The 19,113-nt window shown below is 71.3% G+C and carries 16 protein-coding genes and 1 pseudogene; 10 read left to right on the plus strand and 7 right to left on the minus strand.

What is annotated here, in order from left to right; all coding sequences use genetic code 11:
- The 3 genes from galE to idi form a co-directional block, all read left to right on the plus strand.
- On the plus strand, positions 1 to 884 hold an 884-nt coding region (gene galE, locus ACTWQJ_RS24050; RefSeq protein WP_443308665.1), incomplete at its 5' end, for a UDP-glucose 4-epimerase GalE.
- Positions 885 to 1,021: 137 nt separating this feature from the next.
- Positions 1,022 to 1,960 (plus strand): cation diffusion facilitator family transporter, encoded by a 939-nt coding sequence (locus ACTWQJ_RS24055; RefSeq protein WP_443308666.1) that lies wholly within the window; start codon positions 1,022 to 1,024, stop codon positions 1,958 to 1,960.
- Between the two features lie 240 nt (positions 1,961 to 2,200).
- A complete protein-coding gene (gene idi / locus ACTWQJ_RS24060; RefSeq protein WP_129802416.1) occupies positions 2,201 to 2,794 on the plus strand; it encodes an isopentenyl-diphosphate Delta-isomerase in 594 nt (197 codons plus the stop codon).
- Positions 2,795 to 2,797: 3 nt separating this feature from the next.
- Here idi and ACTWQJ_RS24065 read toward each other — a convergent pair whose 3' ends face one another.
- Complete coding sequence (locus ACTWQJ_RS24065; RefSeq protein WP_443308678.1) at positions 2,798 to 3,307, minus strand: ATP-binding protein; 510 nt, start codon at positions 3,305 to 3,307, stop codon at positions 2,798 to 2,800.
- A 245-nt stretch (positions 3,308 to 3,552) separates the two neighbouring features.
- Between ACTWQJ_RS24065 and ACTWQJ_RS24070 the strand changes: the two genes are divergently transcribed.
- From ACTWQJ_RS24070 to ACTWQJ_RS24085, 4 genes are all read left to right on the plus strand, one after another.
- Positions 3,553 to 4,308 carry an enoyl-CoA hydratase/isomerase family protein gene (locus ACTWQJ_RS24070; protein ID WP_443308667.1) on the plus strand — a complete coding sequence of 252 codons (756 nt, stop codon included), beginning with the start codon at positions 3,553 to 3,555 and terminating at the stop codon, positions 4,306 to 4,308.
- A 114-nt stretch (positions 4,309 to 4,422) separates the two neighbouring features.
- Positions 4,423 to 4,560: an LPFR motif small protein gene (locus ACTWQJ_RS24075; RefSeq protein ID WP_443308668.1), complete on the plus strand. Its 138-nt coding sequence runs from the start codon at positions 4,423 to 4,425 to the stop codon at positions 4,558 to 4,560.
- 99 nt (positions 4,561 to 4,659) lie between these two features.
- Positions 4,660 to 7,029 (plus strand): Tex family protein, encoded by a 2,370-nt coding sequence (locus tag ACTWQJ_RS24080; protein ID WP_443308669.1) that lies wholly within the window; start codon positions 4,660 to 4,662, stop codon positions 7,027 to 7,029.
- A 354-nt stretch (positions 7,030 to 7,383) separates the two neighbouring features.
- Positions 7,384 to 7,953 carry a putative glycolipid-binding domain-containing protein gene (locus tag ACTWQJ_RS24085; protein ID WP_443308670.1) on the plus strand — a complete coding sequence of 190 codons (570 nt, stop codon included), beginning with the start codon at positions 7,384 to 7,386 and terminating at the stop codon, positions 7,951 to 7,953.
- On the opposite strand, the gene ACTWQJ_RS24090 is transcribed toward ACTWQJ_RS24085, so the two are convergent.
- On the minus strand, positions 7,950 to 9,590 hold the full coding sequence (locus ACTWQJ_RS24090) for an ABC-F family ATP-binding cassette domain-containing protein (protein WP_443308671.1): 1,641 nt from the start codon (positions 9,588 to 9,590) through the stop codon (positions 7,950 to 7,952). The genes ACTWQJ_RS24085 and ACTWQJ_RS24090 overlap by 4 nt on opposite strands.
- 48 nt (positions 9,591 to 9,638) lie before the next feature.
- Positions 9,639 to 10,661, minus strand: a complete 1,023-nt coding sequence (locus ACTWQJ_RS24095; protein ID WP_443308672.1) for an oxidoreductase — start codon at positions 10,659 to 10,661, stop codon at positions 9,639 to 9,641.
- A gap of 66 nt (positions 10,662 to 10,727) precedes the next feature.
- Here ACTWQJ_RS24095 and ACTWQJ_RS24100 point away from each other — a divergent pair, with 66 nt between their 5' ends.
- Complete coding sequence (locus ACTWQJ_RS24100) at positions 10,728 to 11,690, plus strand: FAD-dependent oxidoreductase (RefSeq protein WP_443308673.1); 963 nt, start codon at positions 10,728 to 10,730, stop codon at positions 11,688 to 11,690.
- A 1-nt stretch (position 11,691) separates the two neighbouring features.
- Here ACTWQJ_RS24100 and ACTWQJ_RS24105 read toward each other — a convergent pair whose 3' ends face one another.
- Positions 11,692 to 13,653 carry a Xaa-Pro dipeptidyl-peptidase gene (locus tag ACTWQJ_RS24105; protein WP_443308674.1) on the minus strand — a complete coding sequence of 654 codons (1,962 nt, stop codon included), beginning with the start codon at positions 13,651 to 13,653 and terminating at the stop codon, positions 11,692 to 11,694.
- Between the two features lie 210 nt (positions 13,654 to 13,863).
- On the opposite strand from ACTWQJ_RS24105, the gene ACTWQJ_RS24110 reads away from it, so the two are divergent.
- Entirely contained in the window at positions 13,864 to 15,369 is a 1,506-nt protein-coding gene (locus tag ACTWQJ_RS24110; protein ID WP_443308675.1) for a M1 family metallopeptidase, read from the plus strand.
- A 16-nt stretch (positions 15,370 to 15,385) separates the two neighbouring features.
- Here ACTWQJ_RS24110 and ACTWQJ_RS24115 read toward each other — a convergent pair whose 3' ends face one another.
- The 3 genes and pseudogenes from ACTWQJ_RS24115 to ACTWQJ_RS24125 all read right to left on the minus strand — a co-directional run bounded on the left by ACTWQJ_RS24115 (position 15,386) and on the right by ACTWQJ_RS24125 (position 18,221).
- Complete coding sequence (locus ACTWQJ_RS24115; RefSeq protein WP_443308679.1) at positions 15,386 to 16,294, minus strand: PfkB family carbohydrate kinase; 909 nt, start codon at positions 16,292 to 16,294, stop codon at positions 15,386 to 15,388.
- A gap of 12 nt (positions 16,295 to 16,306) precedes the next feature.
- A pseudogene (locus ACTWQJ_RS24120) lies at positions 16,307 to 16,681 on the minus strand (Appr-1-p processing protein); the annotation flags it as partial.
- Positions 16,682 to 16,754: 73 nt separating this feature from the next.
- Complete coding sequence (locus tag ACTWQJ_RS24125) at positions 16,755 to 18,221, minus strand: amino acid permease (RefSeq protein WP_443308676.1); 1,467 nt, start codon at positions 18,219 to 18,221, stop codon at positions 16,755 to 16,757.
- Between the two features lie 267 nt (positions 18,222 to 18,488).
- Here ACTWQJ_RS24125 and ACTWQJ_RS24130 point away from each other — a divergent pair.
- Positions 18,489 to 19,113 (plus strand): MerR family transcriptional regulator (locus tag ACTWQJ_RS24130; protein ID WP_443308677.1); only part of this gene is annotated, 625 nt, incomplete at its 3' end.

Below are 19,113 nucleotides of genomic sequence, written 5' to 3' on the forward strand. Positions count from 1 at the left end.
TGGACGACCTGTCGGCCGGGGTTCCGGCGCGGCTCCCGGCGGACGTCCCGCTGGTTCGCGGGTCGTCGCTGGACGGGGCACTGCTGAAGCGGATCCTCGCCGAGCACGCGGTGACGGGTGTGGTGCATCTCGCCGCGCGCAAGCAGGTCGCCGAGTCCGTGGCGCAGCCGACGCGGTACTACCGGGAGAACGTGGGCGGACTCGCGACACTGCTCGACGCGGTCGCCGAGGCCGGAATCGAACGGTTCCTGTTCTCCTCGTCGGCGGCCGTCTACGGCAATCCGGATGTGGAACTCATCACGGAGGACACACCGTGCGCCCCGATGAGTCCGTACGGCGAGACCAAGCTGGCCGGTGAACGGCTGGTGCGGGCGGCAGGCCGGGCGCACGGGATCGCGACGGTGTGCCTGCGCTATTTCAACGTGGCGGGCGCTGCCACGCCGGAGCTGGCCGACACCGGCGTCTTCAACGTGGTCCCCATGGTCTTCGACCGGCTCACCCACGACCGGGCACCGCGGATCTTCGGCGACGACTACCCGACGCCGGATGGCACCTGCATCCGCGACTACATCCATGTCGCCGACCTCGCCGACGCCCACCTCGCGGCGGCCCGGCGGCTGTCCGCGCCGGACGCCGCGGGCGACCTCACGGTGAACATCGGCCGGGGCGAGGGCGTCTCCGTGCGCGAGCTGGTCACGCTGATCGGTGAGGTGACCGGGGACACGCGTCCGGCAGTCGTCGAGGCGCGTCGCGCCGGGGACGCCCCGCGTGCGGTCGCCTCGGCCGAACTGGCGGCGAAGGAGCTGGGCTGGACGGCCCGGCGCGGGGTGCGCGAGATGGTCGGCTCGGCTTGGCAGGGATGGCTGCTGCACCACGGCGGATGATCACCGAAGCACTCTGACCTGCTGTTCGTTTGCGCAGGTCAGGGCATATGACAACGGTGTTCAGTGCCGCGTTGCCCGATGTCCCCCGCCCGTAGTTCACTGTGGTCTCGGACCGATCGCAGAAGGGCGGCTTTTTCATGGGGGCTGGGCACGATCACGGGCATGCGCACGCCGCGCCGGTCAGCGGCACGGCGGCCGCGGCGTACCGCGGCCGGCTGCGGATCGCGCTGTGCATCACGCTCACCGTCATGGTGGTCGAGATCGTCGGCGGCGTGCTCGCGGACTCCCTCGCGTTGATCGCGGACGCCGCGCACATGGCGACCGACGCGGTCGGCCTGGGCATGGCCCTGCTCGCGATCCACTTCGCCAACCTCCCGGCGAGCGCGAACCGCACCTTCGGATACGCCCGTGCCGAGATCCTCGCCGCGCTCGCCAACTGTCTGCTGCTGCTCGGGGTCGGCGGGTACGTCCTGTACGAGGCGATCCAGCGGTTCATCACGCCGGCCGGCACCGAGGGCGGGCTGACCGTTGTGTTCGGTCTGATCGGTCTGGTCGCGAACATGATCTCGCTCACGCTGCTCGTGCGCGGCCAGCGGGAGAGCCTGAACGTGCGCGGCGCCTTCCTGGAGGTCGCGGCCGACGCGCTGGGCTCGGTCGCGGTGCTGATCTCGGCGGTGGTGATCCTCACCACCGGCTGGCAGGCCGCCGACCCGGTCGCCTCGCTCGTCATCGGCCTGATGATCGTGCCGCGGACGCTGAAGCTGCTGCGCGAGACCCTCGACGTACTGCTGGAGTCGGCCCCCAAGGGCGTCGACATGGCGGAGGTCCGGGCCCACATGCTGGCGCTGGACGGCGTGGAGGACGTCCATGACCTGCACGCCTGGACGATCACGTCGGGCATGCCGGTGCTGTCCGCGCACGTGGTGGTCCGCTCCGACGTCCTGAACGCGATAGGGCACGAGAAGATGCTTCACGAGCTCCAGGGCTGCCTGGGTGACCACTTCGACGTGGAGCACTGTACCTTCCAGCTGGAGCCGAGCGGGCACGCGGAACACGAGGCCCGGCTGTGCTACTGACACCCGGCCGCCGGTGATCCGGTGACCCGTCGGGGGCGGAGCGCATCGGTCCGGCGCGCGATGGCGTCCCGGTAGTCGTACGCCGTAGTCGTACGCCCCCCTCGCGGGCGGTTCTCCCCGATCCGCGCCGGGCACGATCACCTACCGGGCCCCTCTTCCGGTGCCGACGCGCCGGGAAGTGCCGGGAGCGCCGGATTCGTACGGCAGACTGGGGCGCGAGGAACGAGGCGAAGGATGGGTATGCCGATCACACCTGCCACCGCGACGCACAGCTCGTCGAACGGCACCGCGGAAGCGATCCTGCTGGAACTGGTCGACGAGGACGGCGTGACGATCGGCACCGCGGAGAAGCTCGCCGCCCATCAGCCCCCGGGACAGCTGCACCGCGCGTTCTCGGTGTTCCTGTTCGACGACTACAGCCGGCTGCTGCTCCAGCAGCGGGCGCTGGGCAAGTACCACTCCCCCGGCGTGTGGTCCAACACCTGCTGCGGCCACCCGTACCCGGGCGAGGCGCCGTTCGCGGCGGCGGCCCGGCGAACGTACGAGGAGCTCGGGGTCTCCCCGGCGCTGCTCGCCGAGGCGGGCACCGTCCGCTACAACCACCCGGACCCGCACTCGGGCCTGGTGGAGCAGGAGTACAACCACCTCTTCGTCGGCCTGGTGCAGGCGCCGCTCCGGCCGGATCCGGAGGAGGTGCACGCGACGGCCTTCGTCACCCCCGACGAGCTGGCGGAGCGGCACGCCAAGGACACCTTCTCGTCCTGGTTCATGACGGTGCTGGACGCGGCCCGCCCCGCGATCAGGGAGCTGACCGGCCCGTCCGCGGGTTGGTGACCCTCACAGCAGCCGGGCGTGGTCGAGCGGCAGGGCGGCCCAGATCACCTTGCCGCCGCTCGCCGTGTGCTCGACGTCGCACACCCCACCCGCCTCCTGGGTGACCTCCCGTACCAGGAGCAGGCCCCGGCCGCCCGTCCGGCCGTGGTCGGCCTCGAGGGCGGTCGGGCGGTAGGGGTGGTTGTCCTCCACGGACACCCGCACCCACTCGGCGCCGACGGCGACCTCCACGGCGAGCATCGGCGACAGCAGCGCCGCGTGCCGGACGGCGTTCGTGACCAGCTCCGAGACGATCAGCAGCAGGCCCTGGACCAGCTCGTCCGAGACCGGGACCCGCTGGCGGATCAGCAGGTCCCGTACCGCGTGCCGGGCCTGCGGGACCGAGGCGTCGACGGCGGGAGCGGTGAACCGCCACACGCCCTCGAACGGCAGCGGCTCGCGCGTCCTCGGTTCGACCGGTGCATCCGCGCCGCCTTCTGGGCGTGGGGCGGGCCCGCGCCCGTGGTTCTCCATCGTCCGGTCGCCACCCTTGTGCTCGATTGTCACCACACGTCGAGTGTTGGTAACGAGCCGCTCCACGCCGGAGACCTGAACACAAGTCAGCTGTTATCGAACACTTCTGATCGTTGGCGTATGACACGGTCAGTTGTGGGACTGCTCCTGTCCCACTCATGCAGGCTTTGCGAACTCTTCGGGTTGTACGGGTTTGCAGTGCCCGGAACACAGCAGCTGAGGTACCTGCGGCTAGCATCCCGCGCATGGAGCCCCAGCTGTCGCACCGGGTCGCCGACTCGGTGGCCACCGTCGTGATCGATCATCCCGCCAAGCGCAACGCCATGACGGCCGCGATGTGGCGGGCGCTGCCGCCGCTGCTCGACGCCCTGGCCGCCGATCCGGACGTACGCGCCCTGGTGCTGACGGGTGCGGGGGGCACGTTCTGCGCGGGGGCCGACATCTCCACGCTCCGGGGCTCGCCGGAGGAGGCGCAGGCGCTGGCCGTGCAGGCCGAGGAGGCGCTCGCCGCGTTTCCGAAGCCGACGCTGGCGGCGATCCGCGGGCACTGTGTGGGCGGCGGGGCACAGCTCGCGGCGGCCTGCGATCTGCGGTTCGCGGAGGAGGGCACGCTGTTCGGGGTGACACCGGCGAAGCTGGGGATCGTGTATCCGGCCTCCGCCACCCGGCGGTTGGTGGCGCTGGTCGGTCCGGCCACCGCCAAGTATCTGCTGTTCTCGGGCGAGTTGATCGGCACCGAGCGGGCGCTGCGCACGGGACTGGTCGACGAGGTGCTGCCCGAGGGTGAACTCGACAAGCGCGTGGCCGAGTTCACCCGAATACTGGTGTCCCGCTCGCAGCTGACGCAGGCCGCGGCGAAGGAGTTCGCCGACGGACGCACCGACCGGGACGCCCACTGGGCGGACCGGGCGCGCGGCAACACCGACACCGCGGAGGGCGTCACCGCGTTCCTGGAGCGTCGGCAGCCGCGCTTCACGTGGAGCGTGTCCACGTCGGGATGAAGCGGCTCCGCCCGGCCCGGCACGCGCGCGTGCCGGGTGCATGGTCGACGACGGGTGCGGTACCCGGACGTCACCTGGTCCTGGTGAGCGTTGCGAGGACGAAAGGAGATTCCCGTGTTCCGCGCTCTCGCTGATGTCCTGCGGCAGATCGGCGGTGCCGTCGCCACCGTCGTGACGCTGCCGTTCCGGGCGCTGGCCCGCCTGCTCGGCGGAGTCTCGGGGTCCGGCCGGCGCGGCGCGCGGCACGTCTGACGGCCGCCGCCCCGCCGCATTTCCGCCCTGGTCCCCCGCTGTCGGTGTCACCTGCCACAATTACCGCGCAACCCGAAGTGGAGAAGGCGGTACGGGATCGTGACGACACCCCTCGTAGGGTCCATCGAAGGCAGGATCGCCGAGGAGCTCGGCGTACGGGAGCGGCAGGTCAAGGCTGCCGTGGAGCTGCTCGACGGCGGTTCGACGGTGCCCTTCATCGCCCGCTACCGCAAGGAAGCGACCGAGATGCTCGACGACGCGCAGCTGCGCACGATCGAGGAGCGGCTGCGCTATCTGCGGGAGCTGGAGGAGCGGCGGACGGCGATCCTGGAGTCGGTGCGCGAGCAAGGCAAGCTCACCGAGGAGCTCGAGGCGCAGATCCGGGGCGCCGAGACGAAGGCGCGCCTGGAGGACATCTATCTGCCGTACAAGCCGAAGCGGCGTACGAAGGCCCAGATCGCCCGCGAGGCCGGTCTGGAGCCGCTGGCCGAGGGACTGCTCGGCGATCCGGCCGTCGAGCCCCTCGCGGCCGCCGCCGCGTTCGTGGACGCCGACAAGGGCGTGGCCGATCCGCAGGCCGCGCTCGACGGCGCCCGCGCCATCCTCACCGAGCGGTTCTCTGAGGACGCCGACCTGATCGGCGAGCTGCGCGAGCGGATGTGGGTGCGCGGGCGGCTGGCCGCCAAGGTGCGGGAGGGCAAGGAGGAGGCGGGCGCGAAGTTCGCGGACTACTTCGACTTCGCCGAGCCGTTCACCGACCTGCCCTCCCACCGGATCCTGGCCATGCTGCGCGGCGAGAAGGAGGAGGTCCTGGACCTCGTCCTGGAGCCGGAGGAGCCCACCGAGGGGCCTTCGTCGTACGAGGGCATCGTCGCGCACCGGTTCGGCATCGCCGAACGCGGGCGCCCCGCCGACAAGTGGCTGCTGGACACGGTCCGCTGGGCCTGGCGGACCCGCATCCTCGTCCACCTCGGCATCGACCTGCGGCTGCGGCTGCGTACCGCGGCCGAGGACGAGGCGGTGGGCGTGTTCGCGGCGAACCTGCGGGACCTGCTCCTCGCCGCCCCGGCGGGCACGCGCGCGACGCTGGGCCTGGACCCGGGATTCCGTACGGGTGTGAAGGTGGCCGTGGTGGACGCCACGGGCAAGGTCGTCGCCACGGACGTGATCTATCCGCACGTCCCGGCCAACAAGTGGGACGAGGCCATTGCCAAGCTGGCCCGGCTCGCCAAGGAGCACGCGGTCGAGCTGGTCGCGATCGGCAACGGCACGGCGTCGCGCGAGACGGACAAGCTCGCCGGTGAACTGATCAGCAAGCACCCGGAGTTGAAGCTCACCAAGGTGATGGTGTCCGAGGCGGGCGCCTCGGTGTACTCGGCGTCGGCGTTCGCCTCGCAGGAGCTGCCCGAGCTGGACGTGTCGCTGCGTGGTGCGGTGTCGATCGCGCGCCGCCTCCAGGACCCGCTCGCCGAGCTGGTGAAGATCGACCCGAAGTCGATCGGTGTGGGCCAGTACCAGCACGACCTGTCCGAGGTGAAGCTGTCGCGTTCGCTGGACGCGGTGGTGGAGGACTGTGTGAACGGCGTCGGCGTCGATGTGAACACCGCGTCCGCACCGCTGCTCGCGCGCGTCTCCGGCATCTCCTCCGGGCTCGCCGAGAACATCGTGGCGCACCGCGACGCCAACGGCCCGTTCAAGTCCCGTTCGGAGCTGAAGGGCGTGGCCCGGCTGGGGCCGAAGGCGTACGAGCAGTGCGCGGGCTTCCTGCGCATCCGCGGCAGGGACGACCCGCTGGACGCGTCCAGCGTGCACCCGGAGGCGTACCCGGTCGTCCGGCGCATGGTGAAGACCTCCGGCCAGGAGGTGGCTTCGCTGATCGGCAACACGGGCGTGCTGCGCTCGCTGAGGCCGCAGGACTTCGTGGACGACACGTTCGGTCTGCCGACCGTGAGCGACATCCTCAAGGAACTGGAGAAGCCGGGGCGCGACCCGCGGCCCGCCTTCAAGACGGCCACCTTCAAGGAGGGCGTCGAGAAGATCTCCGACCTGCAGGCGGGCATGGTCCTGGAGGGTGTCGTGACCAACGTGGCCGCGTTCGGCGCGTTCGTCGACGTCGGCGTGCACCAGGACGGTCTGGTGCATGTCTCCGCGATGTCGAAGACGTTCGTCAAGGACCCGCGCGACGTCGTCAAGCCGGGTGACATCGTCAAGGTGAAGGTGCTCGACGTCGACATTCCGCGCAAGCGGATCTCGCTGACGCTGCGGCTGGACGACGAGGCGGCCCCGCAGGGTCAGCCGTCCGGTGAGCGCCGACAGCAGCGGGGCGGCGGGCGTCCGCCGCAGCAGCGACAGGGCGGCCGTGGGGGCGGGGCCGGCGGCGGCCGCCAGGCGCCGGCCCCGGCGAACAGCGCGATGGCCGACGCCCTACGCCGGGCGGGGCTGCTCGACCCGAAGAAGGGCCGGGGCTGAAACGCGCGGGCCCGGACCCCTGTGCCGTAGGGGGTCCAGGCCAGTCCCGGCCCCTCGTGCCGTAGGGGCCGGGCCCGCATCCCACGCCGTACGGGGCCAGGCGCACGCCCCGCGCCGTACGGGTCCAGGCGCACGCCCCGCGCCGTACAAGTCCATGCCCGCGCCCCGCGCCGTACGGGTCCAGGCGCACGCCCCGCGCCGTACAAGTCCATGCCCGCGCCCCGCGCCATACGGGTCCAGGCCCACGCCCGCCCCTCGCACCGTACGAGTCCAGGCCCACCGCTCGCGCCGTATCGGTCCGGGGCCGCCCGCGTCGTACGGGCTCCGGGGCTCATCTGCCCGTACGGTGGCGGTATGACCACTTCGCGTGCACTCACCTGGGACGTCACCGCGAGCCGCGGCTATGAGACTGCGTGGGTCGAGTTCGAGGGCGGGGTCCTGCGGGCCCGTGGCCGGGCGGTGGGGACGGCTCCGGAGGCGTACTGGATCTCGTACGAGCTCGAAACCGGTGACCGCTACGTGACGCGGCGGCTGCGGGTGATCGCCGAGACCGCGGAGCACACGCATGCCCTTGATCTGCGGCACGACGGGCGGGGCGGGTGGACGGCCGACGGGGAGCCGGTGCCGGAGGTCGGCGGGGCGCTCGACTGCGATCTGGGGCTGTGTCCGCTGACCAACACGATGCCGGTGTTGCGGCACGACCTGCACCGGACGGCCGGGGAACGGGAGTTCCTGATGGCCTGGGTGTCGGTGCCGGACCTGACCGTGCTGCCGTCGCGGCAGACGTACACGCATCTCGCGCGCACCGACGGCGGCGGGCGGGTGGGATTCGCCTCGGACGGCTTCCGCAGCGAGGTGGAGTTCGACGCGGACGGCTGTGTCGTCGACTACCGCGGGCTGGCGACGCGGCTGACGCCCCGTTAGCGCTCGGTCACCTTGCCGTCGGCGACCTCCAGACGGCGCGTCACATGGACCGCGTCCAGCATGCGACGGTCATGGGTGACCAGGAGCAGGGTGCCGGTGTAGGCGTCCAGGGCGGACTCCAGCTGCTCGATGGCGGGCAGGTCGAGGTGGTTGGTCGGCTCGTCGAGGACGAGGAGGTTGACGCCTCTGCCCTGGAGGAGGGCGAGGGCGGCGCGGGTGCGTTCGCCCGGGGAGAGCGTCGCGGCGGGGCGCAGGACGTGGTCCGACTTCAGCCCGAACTTGGCCAGCAGTGTGCGTACTTCGACCGGTTCGGTGTCCGGGACCGCCGCGCGGAACGCGTCCAGCAGCGCCTCGGGGCCGTGGAACAGCTTGCGGGCCTGGTCGACCTCACCGACCAGGACGCCGGAGCCGAGGGCGGCCTGCCCGGCGTCCAGGGGGACACGGCCGAGCAGGGCACCGAGGAGGGTGGACTTGCCGGCGCCGTTGGCACCGGTTACCGCGATCCGGTCCGCCCAGTCGATCTGCACGGAGACCGGGCCGAGGACGAAGCCGCCGCGCCGCACCTCGGCGTCGCGCAGGGTCGCCACGACCGCGCCGGACCGGGGCGCGGCGGCGATCTCCATCCGCAGCTCCCACTCCTTGCGCGGCTCGTCGACGACCTCGAGCCGTTCGATCATGCGCTGGGTCTGCCGGGCCTTCGCGGCCTGCTTCTCGCTGGCCTCGCTGCGGAACTTGCGGCCGATCTTGTCGTTGTCGTTGCCCGCCTTGCGCCGGGCGTTCTTCACGCCCTTGTCCATCCAGGCGCGCTGCATCTGCGCGCGGTCCTGGAGGGCGGCCTTCTTGTCGGCGAACTCCTCGTACTCCTCGCGGGCGTGCCGGCGGGCCACCTCGCGTTCCTCGAGGTAGGCCGCGTAGCCGCCGCCGTAGAGGTTGATCTGCCGCTGGGCGAGGTCGAGTTCGAGGACCTTGGTGACCGTGCGGGTGAGGAACTCCCGGTCGTGGCTGACGACGACCGTGCCGGCGCGCAGGCCGCTCACAAAGCGTTCGAGGCGCTCCAGGCCGTCCAGGTCGAGGTCGTTGGTCGGCTCGTCGAGCAGGAAGACGTCGTAGCGGGAGAGCAGCAGGGAGGCGAGTCCCGCGCGGGCGGCCTGGCCGCCGGACAGGGAGGTCATCGGCTGGTCGAGGCCCACGGCGAGGCCGAGCGAGTCGGCGACCTCCTCGGCCCGCTCGTCCAGGTCGGCGCCGCCGAGGCCGAGCCAGCGCTCCAGGCTCGTCGCGTAGGCGTCGTCGGCGCCGGGAGCCCCGTCGACCAGCGCCTGGGTGGCCTCGTCCATGGCCCGCTGGGCCTCGGCGACACCGGTGCGGCGGGCGAGGAACTCGCGCACCGACTCGCCCGCCCGGCGCTCCGGCTCCTGCGGCAGATGCCCGACCGTCGCGGTCGGCGGGGACAGCCGCAGCTCGCCCTGTTCGGGCGTGTCGAGCCCGGCGAGCAGGCGCAGCAGCGTGGACTTGCCCGCGCCGTTGGCGCCGACGAGCCCGATCACATCGCCGGGCGCGACGACGAGGTCGAGGCCCGTGAAGAGCGCGCGGTCGCCGTGACCGGCGGTGAGGTTCTTGGCGACGAGGGTGGCAGTCATCAGACCGTCGATCCTAACGGCCACCCGGCGGCGCCGGCGCCCCGGTTTTCAGTGGGCCATCGCCTCCACCAGCACGCTTCCCGCCGTCCTCGCCACCACGAAGGACTCCCCCTTGAAGGCCTTCGCGTCCAGGGGAATGCGGTGCCGGCCGGCTTCGAGGAGGCCGTCGAAGAGCTCATGGGTGTGGGCGCGGGCGAGCCGGTCGAGGCGGTACGCAGTGAGGCGGACCCGGCAGGCGGAGGTGATCTCGACACCCGCCTCGCCGTCGGCGGCGACCAGACGGGTGAGGCGGCGCTGCTCCACCGGGCTGCGGTCGAGGACGTGTTCGATCTGGGCGACGAGGAGCGGGACGATGGGGGCGAGTCCGTCGACGTAGGCCACGTCGACTCCGGCGCGTTCGAAGGCCCGGCGCACGGCGACGCGCTCCTCCTCGCCGACCCCGCGGCCGAAGACGACGGCGCCGTAGCCGCGCAGTTCGTCGGCGGGGACGTCGTCGGCGTCGCGGGTGATGTCGGCGCCGATGCCGATGGTGCGCAGGGCGGCGGCGAGCTTGGCGAGCAGGGCGACGCGGGCGCCGATCAGCAGGACGCGGCGGCGGCTGCCGTCACCGTCGCCGTTCAGCAGGGAGTTCAGCGCCGCCCGGTACTCCTCGCCCTGGAAGCGGAACGGGCCGATGCCGTGGTAGCCGTTGAGCTCCAGGTCGACCTGCTCCTCCGTCTGCCAGGCGAAGTCCCGCCACACGTAGTCGTCGTCGGCTCTGTCGATGACCGCGGTGACCGCCCCGCACGCGAGGTCGGCGCATTCGGGGCAGCCGTAGATGACATACCGCCCACCGGGCAAGGGCGCCTCCGCCTCGAGGAGCAGGCTGCGCACCTGGGCGGTGAAGATCGCGGGCGGGACGTCGGAGGCAAGCGGGGAGACGGCGTCCAGGTCGGACAGCTGGAACAGCAGGGGGCGTCCGTCGACGATGAAGTCCACGAAGTCCCGGTGGACCTGGTAGCCACCGTCTGCGAGAACTTCACCGGCACGCATCGCCGGTGCCAGGCCGAAGGTCGCGTACGCGGCAGACATGCTGTGAGTATCCCCAGAGTGAGGCCGCTCTGAGCGCGGCATGACACATTCCGCTACCGTCCCCGCGTGGACAGTGACGTGAAGGGCGATGTGATCGTCGTTGGCGGGGGTGTCATCGGGCTGACGACAGCGGTGCTGCTCGCCGAGCGCGGCCGACGGGTACGGGTGTGGACGCGGGAGCCCGTCGAGCGGACCACCTCGGCGGTTGCGGGCGCGCTGTGGTGGCCCTACCGCATCGAGCCGGAGGCGTCGGCGCGCAGGTGGGCCCTGCACTCGCTGGACGTCTACGAGGAGTTGGCGGAGCATCCCGAGGTCACCGGCGTACGCATGGTCGAAGGGGTACTGGGCGAGACAGACCTGGACGAGACGGACAGCTGGGCGGCGGCGCGGCTGCCCGGGCTCCGGGCGGCGACGGCCGCGGAGTACGCCGGGACGGGACTGTGGGCGCGACTGCCGCTGATCGACATGTCGACTCATCTGCCGTGGCTGCGGGAGCGGTTGGTGAAGGCGGGCGGGGCGGTCGAGGAGCGCGCGGTGTCGGCGTTCGCCGAGGCCGAGGCGCCGGTCGTGGTCAACTGCACGGGCCTGGGGGCGCGTGAGCTGGTGCCGGACGAGTCCGTACGGCCGCTGCGCGGGCAGTTGGTCGTCGTGGAGAACCCGGGCATCAGCACGTGGCTCGTCTCCAAGGACGCGTCCGGGGAGATGGCGTACTTGTTCCCGCAGCCGGGACGGCTGGTGCTGGGCGGGACGGCGGAGCAGGACGTGTGGTCGCTGCGGCCGGATCCGGCGGTGGCCGAGGCGATCGTACGGCGGTGCGCGGCCCTGCGGCCGGAGATCGCCGGGGCGCGGATCCTGGAGCACCGGGTGGGGCTGCGGCCGGTGCGGGACGCGGTGCGGCTGGAACGCGAACTGCTGCCGGACGGGCGGGTGCTGGTGCACAACTACGGCCACGGGGGTGCGGGTGTGACCGTGGCGTGGGGGTGCGCGCAGGAGGCGGCCGGGCTGGCGTGTCCGGCCGCCTCCGGGTGAGTCAGCCGGCGGTGCGGGGGCCCGGTACGCGCTGGACGGTGCTCGGTGCCTCGACACCGGCGAGCGGCTCGGAGGCGGGCGTGCCGGTCGCGGTGCCCGAGGTGGCATGGGCGAACGCGGCTGTGCCGCCGACCAGCGGGACGCGGGCGGAGGTGCGGGACAGGTCCAGCGTCAGGGTCGGCGTGTCGGCCGGCGGGTCGATGAGGTCCCGGTCGGTGCCCGCGACGATCAGTGCCAGCCGGTGTCCGGCCGGGACGACGTGGTCGGTCGCCGCCAGGTCGAGGGTGATGGTGTACGGCTTGCCCGGGGTGAGCGGGACCCCCTTCAGGTCGGAGGCGTGGTTGCCGAGGTCGGCCCAGCCGCGGCTGACGATCGTGTAGTCGACGTCGGCCGTCTTCGCCCGGGTCTCCTTGAAGCAGGCGCTGTCGCCCGAGGTGCTCGCGCCCCAGCAGGTGCGGTCGGGGAGCGTGGTGATGCCCTCGGCGGCGTCGGCGTAGTCGCGGATGGTGTCGGGGCCGAGGTCCACGAGGACGGCGGACAGGTGTGCCGTGGACGTGGTGGGCGTCGCGGTGACGGTCACCTCTGAGGAGCCGGACAGGCGCAGGTCGCGGGTGAGCGGCCCGGTCGTGAAGCCGGCCTTGTCGGGTGTGGGGCTGTCGATGGCGGCGGCCCAGTCGGTCTCGCTGTGCTGAGGGTCGTCGGTGAAGCTCTCGGTGCCCTTGCCGGTGCGCAGACCGAGGGTGCCGACGCCCGGCTGGGTGCCCTTGGCGGGCTTCAGACGGACGGTGTCGGTACCGCGCGGCGGCCAGGCCTTGGCGGTGACCCACTGGTCGGGGTGGCGTTCGATGTCGGCCATGGGCTCGCGGTCGATGCCGTTGTCGTAGCCGAGGAGCTCGTGGTCGAACCAGCGGTGCAGGGTGTCCACCCACTCCGCGCGGCGGAAGTCGAAGGGGTCGACGTGGCCGGTCTGGGAGAGCCAGATCTTGCGCTCGACGCCGTTCTTCGCGAGGGCGTCCCACCACGGGCCGACGTGCTGCATCCGCACGTTGAGGTCCTGCATGCCGTGAATGAGGAAGACGCTCGCCCGGACCTTGCTGGTGGCCCTGACGTAGTCGCGCTCGGTCCACAGCGGTGTCCAGTCACCGGTACGCGGGGCGCCGTCGACGAGTTTCTGCTGGACGGCGGCGCACTTGGCGCGGGCGTCGGGGCTGTTGACGTAGTTCGACAGCCAGTCGGGGCCGGAGTTGTACAGCGGGGCGCCCTTGGTGAAGTAGTAGTCGTACCAGGAGGAGATCGCGCTGATCGGCACGATGGTTTCGAGGCCCTCGACGCCGGTGGCGGCGACACCGTTGGCGATGGTGCCGTCCCAGCTCTTGCCGATCATGCCTGTCCTGCCGTTGGTCCAGGTCGCTTTGGCGCTCACCGTGCCGGTACGCGTGGTGTACGCCTTGGCCCGGCCGTTGAGCCAGTCGACGACGGCCTTCGCGGACTGGATGTCGGAGCGGCCGCCGACATCGACGCAGCCGTCGGAGCGGTTGGTACCGGCGAGGTCGACGCCGACGAAGGCGTACCCGCGCGGCACGAAGTAGTTGTCGTAGAAGAGCGGCATCTGGACGACGTCGCCGTCGGCGTCGTACGTCTTCTTCTGGCTCTCGTTGCCGCGGCCGCAGCAGGAGTAGTACGGGCTGGCGTCCATGATGACGGGCACCTTGCGGCCCTGCTGGGCGGGTTCGCGCGGGCGGACGATGTCGACGGCGACCCGGTCGGTCCTTCCGTCGCCGTCGCCGTCGAGTCCGGTGTCCACCCAGACGGCCTCGCGGACCGCGTCGTCGTACGAGTGAACGGGCCTGCTCTCGCGCGGGGCGCTGTGCGCTGCCGTGGGGGCGAGGAATGTGGCCATCAGGGCGGCGGTGGCCGCCGTCGCGAGCGGTCTCCAGATCGTGAAGCGCGTGCGTTTCGGCATGCGCGGGACGGTACCTGCGTCAACTCCCGTGCAGAAGAGGGAAACCAGCGGGTGGAGTGCGTGTCGGTGGCCGAAAAGCACCCCCGGTGCGGCCAGAGGTATGACGGCCGAATGGCGATCGTGTGACAGCGGTTGCTGTGGACAGGCTCAGGGACACAGGGAATCAATAGGCTCCGAACAGACTTTCCGCCCCTACGACTTGGAGCTTTCGTGCACCGCAGAATCACGGCACCGGGCGCACTCGCGGCCGCCTCCCTGCTGCTGGCGATCCCGGCATCGGCCGCGAGTCACTCCCCCGGCGCTCCGGGCATCGGCGACCCCTACTACCCGGCGTACGGCAACGGCGGTTACGACGTCTCCCACTACGATCTCCGGCTGAAGTACCGGCCCGCCACGGACCGGTTGGAGGGCACGGCGACCCTGCTGGCGCGCACCACACAGGATCTGTCCCGCTTCAATCTGGACTTTCTGCTGGACGTGAGCGAGGTGCGGGTCAACGGCGCCCGGGCGGCGTTCACGACCTCCGGCGAGCACGAGCTGGCGATCACCCCGAAGACCCCGCTGGCCAAGGGGACGGCCGTGACGGTCGTGGTGCGCTACAGCGGGGTGCCTTCGGCGAAGCAGGCGTACGGGTTCACCAGCTGGCTCCGTACGCCGGACGGCGGTGTCGCGGCCGGTCAGCCCGAGGCGGCCTGGTGGTGGTTCCCCAGCAACGACCACCCGCTCGACAAGGCCACCTACGACGTGTCCGTCCAGGTGCCGGACGGCACCCAGGCCATCTCCAACGGCACGCTGCAGTCGAGCAGTTCCCGGGCCGGGTGGACCCGCTACAGCTGGCGGTCCGACAAACCGCAGGCCACTTATCTGGCCACGCTCGCGGTCGGGAGGTTCGACGTCACGACCGGCACCACGGAAAGCGGCATTCCGGTGCTCAGCGCGTACAGCAAGGATCTGGGCGACCACTACGGTGCGGCGCGGGCCAGCGTCGAGCGGACCGGGGAGATCGCCGACTGGCTGACCGGGTACTTCGGGCCGTATCCGTACAACGCGCTCGGCGGGTACGTGCCCAACACCGACACCGGGTACGCGCTGGAGACGCAGACCCGGCCCTTCTACAGCCCGCGGCAGTTCGCCAACGGGTCGAACACGTCCGTGGTCGTGCACGAGCTGGCCCACCAGTGGTACGGGGACCTCGTGTCCGTGGCCGGCTGGAAGGACATCTGGATCAACGAGGGCTTCGCGCGCTATGCGCAGTGGCTGTGGTCCGAACACGAGGGCGAGGGCACGGCGCAGGAGATCGCGGACTACGTGTATGCCTCCCGTCCGGCCGACGACCCGTTCTGGACGGTGCGGCCCGGTGACCCGGGGCCCGAGAACCAGTTCCATCTCGCGGTGTACGACCGGGGCGCGCTGGCGCTCCAGGCGTTGCGGAACGAGATCGGCGACGACGCCTTCTTCACCGTCCTGAAGGGCTGGCCGGCGAAGTACGCGCACGGCAACGCGTCGGTCGCCGACTTCCGGCGGTACGCGGAGCAGGTGTCCGGCAAGCCGCTCGCGGCACTCTTCGACACGTGGCTGTTCGAGCCGTCGAAGCCGGGTGCGCCGGCAGCGCGGGACGCGTCCATCGCGAAAACGCCGGTCACGCCCGAGCAGCCCAGGTCGTGGAAGAAGATCGCGGCCACGAACGACGTGCATGAACACGAGCACGCGCAGTAGCCACGCGGGCGGCTGATCAGTTCTCCGCCTCGGCCACGCGTTTGAGCAGTTCCTCCCGCCCTATCACGTCGGTCTGCGTCGAGGGCACCGTGCAGGCGTGGGCGCCGGCCACCGCTCCGTACAGAGCGCACCGTCGGGGCAGTTCGCCGCTGAGCCGGCCGAAGAGGAACGCGGCCGCGAAGGCGTCGCCCGCGCCGTTGGAGTCCACCACCGGCGTGGGCGGCGGCACCGCCGGTATCCGGGTGAGCTCGCCGTCGGCCAGGAGGTGGGCTCCCTCGGCGCCCACCGTGGCGACGACCACCTCGGCCCGGCCCCGATCGGCGATACGGCGCATGGTCCGCTCGGGGTCGGTGAGGGCGGCGGCGGAGAGGAAGACGACGTCCGCGGCGAGGGCGAACGGCTCGTGGTACGGGTTCTCGCCGTCCCAGTCGTGCAGGTCCGTCGAGAGGGGCACGCCGGTCTCGCGCAGCACGGGCAGGGCGTGGGCGCACGGGTGGGTGAGGGAGACGTGGACGTGACGGCTCGCCTCCGCCAGGGCCTGCACGGTCGGCTCGGGCAGCCGGTCGTCGGGGTGCGAGCGGCTGGTGTCGTACAGGGAGAGCCGCCGTCCGTCGGGGCCGACGAGGTTGACCGCGCGTTTGGTGCCGGCGGGCTGCGGTACGGCGGTGAGCGGAATGCCCTTGTCCCGGTGCAGCGCGCGGACCAGCTCGCCCTCGGGGTCGTCGCCGAGCATGTCGAGGTGGTGGGTGCGCAGGCCCAGAGCGCTCAGTCCGACGGCGACGAAGTCCCCGGTCTGCCCGGCCCGGGTACGGATCCCCGAGTCGATCATGTAACTGTCGGCGTACGGCAGGGGCAGCTCCGGTACGTACACGATCGTGTCGACGCCCGCGCCGCCGAGCACGAGCACGTCGGTGTCCTGGCTCAACCCCCGGCCCTCCCCATGGTCGTAAACCGTCACGGCAATGCCCTTGCGCACCAGGCGCTCAGTGATGAGCGGTTCGACGCGGGACTATTCGCCACCGGCCAGGCCGCAGCTTACCCGGGGCCTATCGTCATGCGGTCAGGGATGCGCCCCGAAGGGGCGCGGGGAACTGCGCGACCAGCCACGCACGTCCCGCAGACTCCCACTGCCCGGAGGGCCTACGGCGAGAGGAACCCGCCCTACCCGCGGAGCGGCATGCCAGCGGCGGGATATGGCCAGGACGAAACCCTTGCCCCAGCCGCCGATGTCGTTGCAGACATGGGCGATCAGCTTGACGCCCTTCACCGACGGCGCGGTGGCGTCACCCCGGACATACGTGATCCCCGACAAGATCTCCGACATGACGCCACCGTAGGCCATGCCACTGACAGTGGCCCTGACCTGCCGCTTCGTAGGCCGCTGCCTACTTCGTGAGCTGCGACAGCTCCTCATCCGCGGCACGCGCAGCCTTGCGGCGGATTGCGAACCAGCCGGCGACCAGCATGGCCGCGATGACGGGGATGAGCAGCAGGGTCTTGCGGCCGACCTCCGGGTCGTTCCACATCATGCCGAGGCAGGCCAGCAGGAAGGCGATCGTGGTGATCTCGGTGACGGGGCTGCCGGGCAGCCGGAAGTGCGGCCGGGTGACCAGGCCCTCCCTGGCGCGGCGGACGAAGATCAGGTGGCAGACCATGATGATCACCCAGGTGCTGATGATGCCGAGGGAGGCGACGTTCAGCACGATCTCGAAGGCCTGGCTCGGCATGAGGTAGTTCAGGCCGACGCCGAGGACGCAGACCGCGCAGGTGAGCAGGATGCCGCCGTAGGGGACCTGGCTGCGGTTCATGCGGGCCGTGAACTTCGGGGCCGAGCCCGCCATCGCCATGGAGCGCAGGATGCGGCCGGTGGAGTACAGGCCGGAGTTCAGCGAGGACATGGCGGCCGTGAGGACGACCAGGTTCATCACGTCGCCCGCGGCCGGGACGCCGATCTTGGACAGGACGGTGACGAAGGGGCTCTCGTCGGCCGAGTAGACCGAGCCGGGGAGCAGCAGGGCCAGCAGGACGACCGAGCCGACGTAGAAGAGGCCGACCCGCCACATGATCGAGTTCACCGCGCGCGGGACGACCTTCTCGGGCTCGGCGGTCTCGCCCGCGGCGACACCGACCAGCTCCAGCGCGGCATACGCGAAGATCACGCCCTGCATGACGAGGACGACCGGCATCAGGCCGTGCGGGAAGACACCGCCGTTGTCCGTGATCACGCTCAGGCCGGGCGTCTGGCCGCCGACCTCGTGCTGGGTGGCCAGCAGGAAGATGCCGACGAACATGAAGCCGACGAGGGTGGCGACCTTGATGATCGCGAACCAGAACTCCATCTCGCCGAAGATCTTCACCGAGATCAGGTTCACCGCCAGGACCACCGCGAGGGCGATCAGTGCCAGCACCCACTGCGGGATGTCGGTGAACATGCTCCAGTAGTGCGTGTAGAGCGCGATCGCGGTGATGTCGGCGATGCCGGTCGTCGACCAGTTCAGGAAGTACATCCAGCCGGCGACGTAGGCGCCCTTCTCGCCGAGGAACTCGCGCGCGTACGACACGAAGGAGCCGGACGAGGGCCGGTACAGGACGAGCTCGCCCAGTGCCCGGACGACGAAGAAGGCGAAGACGCCGCAGACGAGGTAGGCCAGCGCGAGGGCGGGGCCCGCGTTGTGCAGACGGCCGCCGGCGCCCAGGAAGAGTCCGGTGCCGATCGCGCCGCCGATGGCGATCATGTTGACGTGGCGGGCCTTGAGGTCCTTGCTGTAGCCGGCGTCGCCCGCGTCCGCGGGCGTTGTGGTCGCCCCGCTTCCGGCGGCGATCCGGGCCGTGTCCACGGCGTCCTTGCTCACGGTGGTACCACTTCCTGGTGCGCCCGAGCGTCGTGCGCTCAGGTGTCCGTACGTGCCTCGGTCCGCCCCACGCTCGTGACGCGGCACGGACCAAGGCAGCACCTTCCCACACCGGTCGGCGGGGACACGGTGGCCCATGTCACAGAGCGTTACTTCTCACCTGATCCACTGCGGGTGTCCACGGTGATCACTGGTCGTTCACTTCATGGTCACCGATGGATGCGTACGAGGTTTCACAGCACTGGTGAGACAGCGATACTGCTGAACATGACGACCGACGCCGAGGAGCCGACCCTCACCATCGACGAGCTGGCCGCCCGGGCCGGCATCACGGTGCGCACGGTCCGCTTCTACGGCACCAAGGGCCTGCTGCCCCCGCCGGTGATCGGTCCGCGCCGGGTGGGGCACTACGGCGGGGAGCATCTGGCGCGTCTCGCGTTGATCGAGGAGTTGCAGCACCAGGGCATGACGCTGGCGGCCATCGAACGCTATCTCCAGCAGCTGCCGCCGGACCTCACCGCTCATGACCTGGCGATTCACCGGGCCGTGGTGGCCTCCTGGGCGCCGGACGTGGTGGAGACGGTGACGCGTGCGGAGCTGGAGCGGCGGGCGGGGCGGGCGCTGGGCGACGAGGACGTGGAGCGGCTGGCGGCGATGGGCGTGGTGGCGCCGGCCGACGGTATGTACCGCATCGACTCCGGTCTGCTGCGGCTCGCCGTGCAGCTGCTCGATGTGCCGCTGTCCCAGGAGGCGATCCTCGCGGCGCGCACCGCACTCATCGAGCACTCGCGCGCCGCCGCCCACGAGCTGTCGCAGCTGCTGCGCGGCGAGGTGGCGGAGCGTGACGCCGGCGCGGTGAGGTCGCTGTCGGTGCACATGCAGCCGATCGTGG

Source organism: Streptomyces sp. KR55 (assembly GCF_052245645.1).
Taxonomy (GTDB): Bacteria; Actinomycetota; Actinomycetes; order Streptomycetales; family Streptomycetaceae; genus Streptomyces; species Streptomyces flavusporus.